We start from the raw sequence: 11847 nt of genomic DNA on the forward strand, positions 1-11847 counted from the left end.
GCGTCCTAAATTGCCTAGCGCATAGCCCCGATTGTTCCAAGCTTCGTGTTTATCTGGTTTAAATTTCAGCGCTTGGTCGTAGGATGCGATCGCTTCTTCAAAGCGTCCTAAATTGCCTAGCGCATAGCCCCGATTGTTCCAAGCTTCGTGTTTATCTGGTTTAAATTTCAGCGCTTGGTCGTAGGATGCGATCGCTTCTTCATTGCGTCCTAAATTGCGTAGCGCAATGCCCCGATTGTACCAAGCTTCGTGTAAATCTGGTTTAAATTTCAGTGCTTGGTCGTAGGATGCGATCGCTGCTTCGTATTCATTAGCAGTAGATAATAAATTTCCTAGTTCAAATAGTAACCTTGGCTTCTGGTTATCTAGCTGATGTTTTTCTGTCAGCAACTCTTGAATTTCCAAGACTTTCTCAATTTTTTGTTCTGGACTCAGTTTCAAATATTCCTCATAGTCTCCTTCCAACAGTAGACGATTTGATTCTTGTTCTACTAATTCTGGTGTTGTCGGCAATTCAAACACCCCAGAGCGCCAATCAAAAAAATCTGGGGCGCGATGAATAAAATAGTTTATCGAAAATGAACGCAAAAGAAAAACAAAGGTAATAGGAAAATCATCTCTAAAGCGTTCTCGCTGTTGGTTTAAGTGATTTAAAATATGCGGAACACTGGTTAAATTACTAAATTGTCCTTCAGTAATTTCGCCAAAACTTCTTTTTTCATACTTATATAAAGAATATTCCAAACCTTTAATCAATAAAATATCAACTCGCTTGTCTTTAACAAACTCTGCTACTGGCTGATATAAATTATCAATCGACTCGACAAAACGCAGCACTGCAATCTTCTTCTGCGGAATCTCCTGGGGAAGTTTGACAATAAACTTGTCTGCTTCCCCAGGTGTACATTGGACAAAAAACAAACCAAATCCTGATTTACGCTTCAGTGCGCGAAGCAAGTCTTGATAAGCTTCTTCTGGTTCTGGGGGTAAATCATCATCCCAATCACTTAAATTTGGACTCATGAAAGTTTCGCTACGGCTTCTTTAAATTCTGGAATTCCTCGAATCAATGGATGAATATCATACCAACGCTGCATCTCTTCATCTTCATCCAAATAGCGGTATTCTAAAAGACAACGGTTATACATCAAACTCCGATACAAGTCAGCATTAATAATGCGCTTAGAAAGGGAAACTTCCGCTAACAGAGACCATTGATCATTTTCCACAGCGCGGCGATAAGTATCTCTGGCTTGAGTAATTGCTCGTCGCACCGCCTTTTCGGAAACAGGTAACTCTTCAGTGCGTCCAATGGCATCTTGAGTTAACAATAGCAAACTCCTCACATGACCTCCACTCATCAAACAAAGTGTGTCTAAGGTTTGGGGACTATCGAAAATTTCTGTTTCTAGTGATAGTTCGGGTGCAATTCCCCGGACTCGCTTCTTAATTACTTCTTTAACTTTCTTGAGTCCTGGCTGGTAAACTTCACCCTTGAGAGTGTTTACCATAATCATCGGCAAAATTTGGGGTTCGCCGTAGTTCACTGTGAGGTCTGTTGCCCTGCCAGAATAAAGCATTGAAATGGGGATGGTGTAAATCAAATGGCAATCTAAAGCTTTGAGTTGTTCGCTGCGGTCTAAAAAGATTTCCTCATGGTTGGTGCCTTCTGCGTCTTTGACTAACACCATCCGGTCTAAGTTATCGACAATTACCGCCAGTTTTTTGTAGCTATTAGGTAAGTGCTGTTTTGCATCCTTCAGAAACTCATTTAACACCTGAATTAAAGTAATGGTGTAAGGATCAATTTTTTGGCGAATCTTCTGGCGTAATCCAGGAACAGCTCTTAAATTTGCGGTCAACTTGGCAAACTGAGCAAGTTGGGCTTCTACTTCTAGACTTTCAAACTCTATGGGAGTCTGCGCCAAATCTTTTAAATCTTCCCAACGGCTTTTTAACCAGTTGAGTATGGGGCGAGGACTAGCAATTTCTTTTAAATCTTTGAGCAAATGGCGGGTACAGGCGAGGAGAATATCTGTATATTGAGCATCTTCAGAATCGATATCCTCTTCATCAGCCGCAAAATAGACGACATAAAATTGCCGATTTTCTAAATAGCTTTTTAACCTGAGTAGTTCTGTAGACTTCCCCGCACCCCGATGACCAGAATACAATTGGCAAGTATTTGTATTTGATCGTTGCATCCGATTTCCCAACTCTTGCAAAATATCCGCATCTCCCCGCACATCCTGACAATCTACATATTTTGGATCACCTGCGGGTAAGGGATCAAAAGGGTTAAAGGCGTTGTAGAGGTTTGCGAGTAAGTCAGTACTATTAACCATAGGTAAAAAATATAGCAATGATGCTTATAATAATCGAGATTATAGAGAATTGAGGTGCATTTATCCACCTCAAAGACTCGTCAACGGAGTTCAAAGGTGGATGCATCCAGTTCAAAGACTCGTTAACGGAGTTCAAAGGTGGATGCATCCAGTTCAAAGACTCGTCAACGGAGTTCAAAGGTGGATGAGCGCACCTCAAATAAGTAGTCAGGCAGAATTAATTACATAATCTCATTGCGAACGAAGTGAAGCAATCCTAAACTTTTGCGATTGCTTCACTTCGTTCGCAATGACTGTAAATATTTTTGTCCAGCTACTTACTCATGAGCAAAAAAAACTACTACGAGATGGGAAAATCTCTACTTCCCTGTTCTTACAAAAGAGAAACTGGGGTTAGAGTCTTGCGCCAGTGTTTTACAGATGTTTGTAATTCGTCCGACAACCAGCTATCAAATTGCGGGTAAACTGGCAAACGGCTCACCAATTCCCACCCCGCAGGTTGTAAAATTTCTCTTAATGCCTGTTTCTGAATATGCGGATAATCAGGATTCACTTCATCTTTTGGCCCAATTCCGCCCAAATCTCGCGCACCAGCTTCGATACAAGCGAGTAACCATCGATCATCTTTAACTAAATTTGGCGGAATTTGAATAGTAATATCTGACGGTAAAATCTGACGCGCTTTAGCAATTACTTCTGGTAATTGATGGGGGTTAAAAGGTGGTGCATCAAAAGTTTGCTGATGTCCTGGACTATGAGGTTGTAGGATAACTTCTTGAATGTGGCGATAACGTTGATGCAAGTCAGATATAGCTTCCAAAGTTTCCCACCAATCATCTACAGTTTCTCCAATTCCCAACAGCAACCCAGTTGTAAAGGGAATCTGCAACTCTCCCGCCCATTGCAATTGTTGTAAACGGACTTCTGGTAATTTACTCGGTGCGTACTGATGTACACTATTTAACAATGTTGGCGTTAACTGTTCCAACATCAGCCCCATCGAAACATTTACATCCTTGAGCTTTTGCATCTCCTCAAAACTCAGAGGCCCTGCATTTGTGTGCGGTAAAAACCCCATTGAAAGCGCTAATTCACACAAATCATAAATCCGCCCAAACCACGCCTGACGCCTTGGCGAATGGGGATGCACTTCACCACTGAGGATGAGAATTTCACAGATTTTTTCGCTTTGAAGTGGTTTTAAAATACTGGTTGCATCTGAAAGACTCATCCAGGGACTTTTACCCGGCTCACTACGAAAGTTGCAGTAACTACACCGATTAAAGCACTCGTAAGTGGGAACGATTGTATAAGCAGGGCTATAGGTGACAAGACGAGAATTATTAATTGTCATGACCAGGATAATCTAAAAGAATGCCTTGCTCAAACTATATAGATTGTCATATTACTATTGTTGCCATAATAATTAGATAAACAAGAACTATTTTATTTTGTAAACTTCTGGTAACTGCCACCAAGAAACATGGGGATACTCGTGATGTTCTTCGTGGTAGCCGAAATGATAGCATGTGATAAATGACCACCAAATTGGACGGCTAATTGTTTGGGCGCAATGAGGCTGAATATAACCTTCTCTTGGTTCGCTATGAGGGAGGAAAGTACCAAAATAAAATAATTGTAGTGAACTTAAAAGCGAGGGAATCACCCAAAAGTAGGTTAGATTGTCACTCGGCATATAGAGTATATGGTTAGCAAAGTTATAAATAGTGCTTAAGGCAATTATTTGTCCCCAACTCCAATAACCCTTCATAAAATGAAAATACCAAGCAAAAAAGTTTTGGTGTTTACCATCGTGAAAATCTGGGTCTATTTGAGTTGCTGGATTGTGGTGGTGTAACCTATGCTTTTTTAATAACTTTTTGTATGGTAAAAGACCATAAAGAGATAAGGTTAATATCCCAATAAAATGATTAATCTTGGTGTTTTGAGGAAACACTACCCCATGCATAGCATCATGAGATGTAATAAATAATCCCGTATATAAAAATGTTTGCCATAGTATAACAGGCGATAACATCCACAATTTTAACTTGGAGATGTCAAGAGAAAGTAATAAACTCAGGCTAACGACCCAGATGCTAACAATGACAATAGCAATGAAAAGTCCTTTAAATTGAGATTTACTTTTCACCACTGGGGTCAGTTTTGTTTGATGACTGGGTTGTTGTTCTAACTGGATCACGTTTTTACTCCGCCTAGTATTCAGGTGAAAATTTCTAAAATATAGTCACGACAAAAATTACTAACTACCAGCCAAAAACCCTCTTAGTGGTTAGTGTTTTCCATTGGACAGTGCCAATACTCTAAAAATGTTTCTAATTATTAAGATACTTTAATTATTACTATACATGCAACTGCCCTACCAAAAACTGTTTTAGGCTGAAAGACTGGGTAGCTCAAGTACTAATACTGATGATAGTAGTAATTATAATGACCCGTATTCTTTCTATGGTACTTTCTAAACAGCTGAAGTCTAGGAAAAAGACAGTAACATAATTAGCGGTGAGAGTAGGGTATGAAGTGGAGTAATTCTCACATTACGCTGTAGCCGTTGAGATTCCAAAGTTAGGTAAGCGACAAAACCGACTATAGCCAATCCACTGTTCCAAAGTTTGGACTGAGGATTAAACCCCAACTCTAAAGTATTACGATCCTTGCCATTGGATGCATTTTCTGTTGTATCAGTTGGGTATAGTCCCATTGTTGATTTTCCTAAGGAATTAAATTACATTTATTATCGTATTTAACCAATAAAGTAAAGTAGAGCTATCTGTCTGTGGTACTAAATCTGTAGTATTAAAGTATAAACAAGCCTATCGGGAGTAATGGTTCGTTCGGCGAATTTCTCGCAGTCTTTGTATCGGCTGTTTCCTGGTTTGATAAAGTTGGTTTCACGGCAAGGGTTGAAGAATCGCCCATCGCTGTGCTTACCTCAATGGATTATTGTCGGTTTGAGCCACTTGAAAAAGTGAGATGCTCCCTAAAACAAGTCTGTTAAAGAAAAGCAACGCTGATGTATTTCTAATTAAGTTCCATAAATGTTGAAGTAGAGATATATTTTGATAATCTCTCGCCCATAAATAAACTGTTCGTTGTTGAATCTATGAAGTCTTATTTAGCCGCCGCTATTCAATTGACAAGTGTACCCGATCTGCATAAAAATTTGACACAGGCAGAAGAATTAATAGAGCTTGCCGTGCGTCAAGGTGCTGAATTGGTGGGTTTACCAGAAAATTTTTCCTATATGGGAGAAGAAAAAGATAAACTCGCGCAAGGGGATGCGATCGCTCTTGAAAGTGAAAAATTTCTCAAAAAAATGGCTCAACGCTTTCAAGTTACCATCTTGGGCGGCAGCTTTCCACTTCCCGTAGATAATACAGGCAAAGTTTACAATACCACTCTACTCATCGACCCAAGCGGTGAAGAACTTGCTCGTTACTACAAAGTACATCTATTTGATGTTGATGTCCCCGACGGCAACACTTATCGTGAATCGAGTACTGTTGTGGCTGGTACGCAACTACCCCCCGTCTATTTCTCAGAAAAACTTGGTAATTTAGGACTTTCTATTTGTTATGATGTCCGCTTCCCGGAACTGTACCGTCATCTGGCAGAGAAGGGATCTGATGTTATGTTTATTCCTGCCGCCTTTACCGCTTTTACTGGCAAAGACCATTGGCAAGTACTATTACAAGCCAGAGCCATCGAAAATACTGCCTATGTTATTGCCCCTGCCCAAACAGGTAATAACTACGCCCGCCGTCTAACCCACGGACACGCCGTTATTATCGACCCTTGGGGCGTAATTTTAGCCGATGCTGGGGAAAAGCCGGGAATTGCGATCGCTGAAATTAACCCCACTAGGATCGAACAAGTCCGCCGTCAAATGCCTTCTTTACAGCATCGGGTATTTTAGGCACTGGGGAGCAGGAGTGCTGAGTGCTGAGTGCTGAGTTGGGAATCTCACTTCTTTACTCAGAACTCGGAACTCGGAACTGTTTTTGCCCAATGCCCCATCCCTATAAATAAAACAAAAAACCGGGCAACCACCCGGTTTATGCCGATATTAGAATCCTCAGTCTTCTAAGAGAATAGTAGCACTGTGCGGCTATTTATTTGTTGTCAGAATTAAACTTTAGCAGCTGCCTTGGTAACAACATTTAGTTCACCTTTAGCATACTTAGCAGCAAAATCTTCTAAAGAAACCTGCTTGATCTTGCTTGCATTGCCAGCTGTGCCAAATTGCTGATAGCGTTCAGCACAAACCTTCTGCATATATGTAATAGAAGGCTTGAGGAAGTGACGGGGGTCAAACTCCTCTGGTTTTTTAGCCAAAGCTTCACGTACAGCAGCAGTAATTGCTAGACGGTTGTCGGTGTCGATGTTTACTTTACGTACACCACTCTTAATACCTTTTTGGATTTCTTCTACAGGTACACCGTAGGTTTCAGGAATTGCACCACCATATTGGTTAATTATTGCAAGCAAATCTTCGGGTACAGAAGAAGAACCGTGCATTACCAAGTGGGTGTTAGGCAGACGGCGGTGAATTTCTTCAATGCGGCTGATGGCCAAAATTTCGCCAGTCGGCTTGCGAGTGAACTTGTAAGCACCGTGGCTTGTGCCAATGGCAACAGCCAAAGCATCTACTTGGGTTGCTTCTACGAAGTCAACAGCTTCATCGGGATCGGTTAGCAGTTGAGAGTGATCGAGTGTACCCTCAAAACCGTGACCATCTTCAGCTTCGCCAGCACCAGTTTCTAGAGAACCCAAACAACCGAGTTCACCTTCAACGCTGACACCTAAAGCATGAGCTACATTTACAACTTCGCGGGTAACACTGACGTTGTATTCAAAGCTTGCAGGGGTCTTAGCGTCAGCTTCTAAAGAACCATCCATCATCACGCTAGTGAAGTTGTTCTTCATTGCTGAGTAGCAGGTAGCAGGCGCATTACCATGATCTTGGTGCATGACAATGGGAATCTGAGGATAGGTTTCTACTGCTGCCAAAATCAGGTGGCGGAGGAAGTTTTCTCCAGCATAAGCACGAGCGCCACGAGAAGCTTGCAAAATTACGGGGCTATCTGTCTCCACAGCAGCCTTCAGGATCGCCTGAATCTGCTCCAAATTGTTAACGTTGAAAGCTGGGATGCCGTAACCGTTTTCAGCTGCGTGATCCAACAACAGCCGCAGTGGTACAAGCGCCATAGATAGTCCTCCTAATGTGGTTGTCAGCTAGTATGTGTGAGAGAAGCGTAATAATAACGCTAAATCTTAAGAGTTTTTTCAACTTATAGGAAATTATAGCTAGTGTAGTGTATCTATGTTGAAAAAGTTTACGCCATAATTACTATAAATATGCCTTATAGTTGCTTTATACTGCTGTAGACTTAGCTACCCCAAGGATAGCAGCTTTGGTAGCGCGCTATCCCAAATCTTCATCTGGGTGCGATCGCTTTATACTCTCTGCGCCTCTGCGCCTCTGCGTGAGATAGATCATCTTTAACTTCTAAGCTGCACAGGCATAGCTAAATAAGTCATTTTCAACCCCCCCAGTGGCGTAAAAATCACCGGAGTCAGGCTTTGATTCAAATGCATTTGAATTTCAGAAGATGGTAACTCTTTCAAGCCTTCCATCAAATACTTAATATTAAAAGCAATTTCTATATTCTCCCCAGATATCTGCGCCGGCATTGACTCCCTACCACTACCCACATCTTGAGCTTCACAAGATAAAGTAATTTCTTGAGCTTCACTGTCAATACTGACCTTAACAATATTATTTTTCTGGTCAGCTAGCACAGCAATCCGCTCCAAAGTGCTAACGAATTGTCGCCGTTCAATTGTCACTTGTCGCTCAAATTGGCGGGGAATTAATTGTCGATAAGCAGGATATTGTCCTTCTAATGTGCGACTAGTCAAGCGTTGATTTTGCCACGCAAACACAACTTGACCTTGATCAAAATATAAAGCTACAGGTTCATCTGATGAGGCGTTATGAGCTAGCATTCGTTGGAGTTCGCGCAATGCTCTAGCTGGCACCGTTACCTCTAGTTGACTGGTTCCGCCTAGAGGACGTTCGTTGCTAGTTTCGACTACTGCTAGGCGGTGTCCGTCGGTAGCTGCAAATTCTAAAGTGTCTTGTTTAACTGTTAAATGCACCCCGGTAAGTACTTGCTTGGTTTCATCTGCACTGGTAGCAAATAATGAACCACGTAAGCCCTCAATTAATGCGGTGGTAGTGAGATTGATTACTTCCGTATTTTCAATTACAGGTAGTTCGGGAAATTCTTCAGGACTCATTGCCCGGACTTGGTAATGTCCACTCTTGGGTGTGAGTGTAACAATTAAACCTTCTCCACCGGGTGTTACACCTGTGAGGGCTGATTCATCATCTAGAGTGATTTCGCCTTCTGGAAGACGAGAGGTGATATCTACAAGTAACTTAGCAGGAAGTGCGATCGCACCTCCTTGCCAAACCTCTGCGTTAAAGCTGGTGCGGATTCCCAAGCTGAGATCAAAGGCTGTTAAGCTGACTTGGTTAGTTTCAGCATCCGCTTGGAGCAGCACATTGGCAAGTACTGGATGAGTTGGTCGTGAGGGTACTGCACGACTAACGAGTGAGAGATTTGTACTGAGGTCGCTTTGGGAGCAAACTAATTTCATAAGTCAGATTCAGCTGGTGACAGATATCCTAACATCCTTATTGTTCATAGGCGATCGCTGTTTTTTAATTCCCAAGCCTATTGTCCTATAGCAGTGATCTTGTTTGGTTTGATATTTAAAACCTATTACAATTTATTAAAGATGTTATTAACACCACTGAGATGCTTTACATGGCAACCACATCTAATGTTCAAAGCTAGCAGTCGCAAGGAATTTGAATTTACTATGCAGCAAGCTCAGGATTTTCTGAAAAATACAAAAAATACACAAGATAGTAAAGATGGCAAAGGTAGCGCTGCTAATAGGGGTTAGTGAGTATGAATCGGGATTAAACCCCCTACCTAGTGCTGTTAAAGATGTCGAGGCGATGCAGCGAGTTTTAGTAAACCCAGAAATGGGTGGCTTTGCAGTAACGGACATCACAGTGCTGAAAAATTCCCAAAGACAGGAAATAGAAGATGCTACCTACCATCTTTTTAGCAACCGCGAGAAGGATGACTTGCTGCTATTCTACTTTTCTGGGCATGGAATTAAAGATGATCGAGGCAAACTTTATCTATCAACTCGTGCTACTAAAACACAAAAAGGCAAGCTGGTAACGCCTTCAGCAATTGCAGCTAGTGTTTTGCACGACAATATTAACGATAGCCGATCGCAAAGACAAGTTATAATTCTAGACTGTTGCTTTAGTGGAGCGATCGCTGAAGGGATGAGCGTCAAAGATGCTGGTATGATTAACCTGCAAGAGCAACTAGGCGGTAGAGGCAGGGCAATCCTCACTTCTTCCACTTCTGTCCAATATTCCTTTGAGCAACAAGGCTCAGAACTCTCCATCTACACCCGCTTTTTAGTTGAAGGTATTGAAACAGGCGCAGCCGATAAAGATGCTGATGGCTGGATTTCCATTGATGAACTGCATGAGTACGCCAGTATCAAAGTGCAAGAAGTTTCACCGGCAATGACCCCCAAATTCTACCCAGTTGAAGAAGGTCATAAGATTCTATTGGCAAAGTCGCCAAAGGATGATCCCAAACTGAAATACCGTAAGCAAGTGGAAAGCCGCGCCCAGTTAGGTAAGGGTAAATTTTCTGTCTTTGTTTTGGAAATGCTGGAATCTCAACGAATTGATTGGGGGCTATCTGAAGATGAGGCAAAGGCAATCCGAGAAGAAGTTCTGCAACCATATCTGGAGTATGAGCGGAAACGAGTTCAGTATGAAGGAGCGTTGACTCGTGCAGTCAATGAAGAATATTCTTTTAATGAGGAGGAATTGCAAGAATATCAGAAACATCTAGGATTAAGGGATGAAGATATTGCTGCCATTAAACAAAGAGTCCTTGCCCGAAAACAAACTGAATATGAGCGACAGCAAAAAGAACAAGAACGAGAAAAAGCGCAATATCAAAGACAGCACGAATCACAAAAATCCCCAGACAGAGAATTATCTAAAACTGTCTCTCAACCGCCATCTCCCCCAAGTATTCAAACTCAGCCGTTGGAGTTCTTTGAGTTCGACACGGCTACCATAACTATAAAATCAGGATTATTTGGCTTAGGAAAAACCTATGAAATTAATCGCAGTCGCCAACGAGCCAAGTTTTTCTCAGAACATTTGGGCAATGGCGTAGTTCTGGAAATGGTTGCAATTCCTGGTGGTAAATTCTTGATGGGTTCCCCAGAGAATGAGCTAGAACGACGTGATTCTGAAAGTCCACAGCATACTGTTGCCGTTCAACCCTTTTTTATGGGTAAATTTCCAGTTACACAAAGCCAATGGGCTATTGTAGCCGCGCTTAAAAAGGTAAATATTGATTTAAATCCTGAACCATCCAACTTCAAAGGCGCTAATCGACCTGTTGAGCGTGTTTCTTGGGATGATGCAATTGAGTTTTGTGCCAGATTGTCTAACAAGACAGGTAAGGGCTATCGCTTGGCTAGTGAGGCAGAATGGGAATATGCCTGTCGTGCCAGAACTACTACCCCATTTTATTTTGGTGAAACGATTACGACTGATTTAGCGAATTATCGGGGGACAGATTGGGATTATCAAGGAACATTATACCCAGGTAATTATGCTCAAGGAACTAAGGGGGAATTTCGTGAGCAAACAACAGATGTCGGAAGTTTTCCACCAAACTCCTTTGGTTTATTTGATATGCATGGTAATATTTGGGAATGGTGTCAGGATGATTGGCACGAAAATTATAAGGGAACACCAACAGATGGTAGCCCTTGGAAAATTTATAATGATAATCGATTGGTGCGTGGTGGTTCGTGGTCAGACCTTCCAATGTATTCCCGTTCGGCGAATCGGTATAAAAGCTTGGGTGGCGGCTGGTTCAGCAACGTAGGTTTTCGGGTTGTGGTTGCCGCTTCCTTTAGGACTTAATAGCCCTTTACACTTTTGCACTCTTCGCTTTTCTTCTTTTTCTCGCGCTCTGTACGATTATAGGACTTACGCACTGTACAAAAGAATTATGTTGTGTATCAACGTAAATACGTCGTTTCAGGTTTTTATGAATCATTCTTTGATTGTTGTAAACCCGCACGGTAGGGGCAATTCATGAATTGCCCCTACAGCGTGTACTTTTGCGTAAGTCCTATCATTATTAAAGTGAAATGGTATAAGTACTGCATATTTCGAGATGATTTTTCACGACAAACTCGATATGAGCGTCTAACGCATCACTAGATAGCACGGTGGGTTGGGTTAAAGCCGTAATGCACTCTATTTTATCTGTCAAAATTTAAACCTTTGCAACTTATGCATGCCGCTATATAAGAAACGTTTAAGCATTTTTTGTAAATGTAGAAG

At 41.7% G+C, this 11847-nt stretch carries 10 protein-coding genes; 3 read left to right on the forward strand and 7 right to left on the reverse strand.

The genetic code is table 11. The features are described 5' to 3' along the window. The 5 genes from F8S12_RS21085 to F8S12_RS21105 form a co-directional block, all read right to left on the reverse strand. A partial coding sequence (locus F8S12_RS21085; RefSeq protein WP_196518102.1) for a tetratricopeptide repeat protein occupies positions 1-1023 on the reverse strand: 1023 nt, incomplete at its 3' end. Further along, on the reverse strand, positions 1020-2345 hold the full coding sequence (locus F8S12_RS21090) for an AAA family ATPase (RefSeq protein ID WP_196518104.1): 1326 nt from the start codon (positions 2343-2345) through the stop codon (positions 1020-1022). The genes F8S12_RS21090 and F8S12_RS21085, both read right to left, overlap by 4 nt. 373 nt (positions 2346-2718) lie before the next feature. After that, entirely contained in the window at positions 2719-3699 is a 981-nt protein-coding gene (gene cofG, locus F8S12_RS21095; RefSeq protein ID WP_196518107.1) for a 7,8-didemethyl-8-hydroxy-5-deazariboflavin synthase subunit CofG, read from the reverse strand. An 87-nt stretch (positions 3700-3786) separates the two neighbouring features. Further along, a complete protein-coding gene (gene crtW / locus F8S12_RS21100) occupies positions 3787-4548 on the reverse strand; it encodes a beta-carotene ketolase CrtW (protein ID WP_196518109.1) in 762 nt (253 codons plus the stop codon). Between the two features lie 291 nt (positions 4549-4839). Continuing rightward, a complete protein-coding gene (locus tag F8S12_RS21105) occupies positions 4840-5067 on the reverse strand; it encodes a hypothetical protein (protein ID WP_442946817.1) in 228 nt (75 codons plus the stop codon). A gap of 402 nt (positions 5068-5469) precedes the next feature. Here F8S12_RS21105 and F8S12_RS21110 point away from each other — a divergent pair, with 402 nt between their 5' ends. Continuing rightward, on the forward strand, positions 5470-6282 hold the full coding sequence (locus F8S12_RS21110) for a carbon-nitrogen hydrolase family protein (protein WP_196518112.1): 813 nt from the start codon (positions 5470-5472) through the stop codon (positions 6280-6282). 212 nt (positions 6283-6494) lie between these two features. Here the strand turns inward: F8S12_RS21110 and fba are convergent, their stop codons facing one another. Together fba and dnaN are read right to left on the reverse strand one after the other, a co-directional pair. Then, positions 6495-7574: a class II fructose-bisphosphate aldolase gene (fba, locus tag F8S12_RS21115; RefSeq protein WP_196518114.1), complete on the reverse strand. Its 1080-nt coding sequence runs from the start codon at positions 7572-7574 to the stop codon at positions 6495-6497. A gap of 294 nt (positions 7575-7868) precedes the next feature. Further along, positions 7869-9032 carry a DNA polymerase III subunit beta gene (gene dnaN / locus F8S12_RS21120; protein WP_196518116.1) on the reverse strand — a complete coding sequence of 388 codons (1164 nt, stop codon included), beginning with the start codon at positions 9030-9032 and terminating at the stop codon, positions 7869-7871. A 141-nt stretch (positions 9033-9173) separates the two neighbouring features. Between dnaN and F8S12_RS21125 the strand changes: the two genes are divergently transcribed. Together F8S12_RS21125 and F8S12_RS21130 are read left to right on the forward strand one after the other, a co-directional pair. Further along, complete coding sequence (locus F8S12_RS21125) at positions 9174-9344, forward strand: hypothetical protein (protein WP_196518118.1); 171 nt, start codon at positions 9174-9176, stop codon at positions 9342-9344. Further along, positions 9313-11421, forward strand: a complete 2109-nt coding sequence (locus tag F8S12_RS21130) for a caspase, EACC1-associated type (RefSeq protein ID WP_196518126.1) — start codon at positions 9313-9315, stop codon at positions 11419-11421. Before F8S12_RS21125 ends, F8S12_RS21130 begins: the two co-directional genes overlap by 32 nt. Positions 11422-11847: the final 426 nt, after the last annotated feature.

This window comes from Nostoc sp. WHI (genome assembly GCF_015714725.1).
GTDB lineage: Bacteria > Cyanobacteriota > Cyanobacteriia > Cyanobacteriales > Nostocaceae > Nostoc.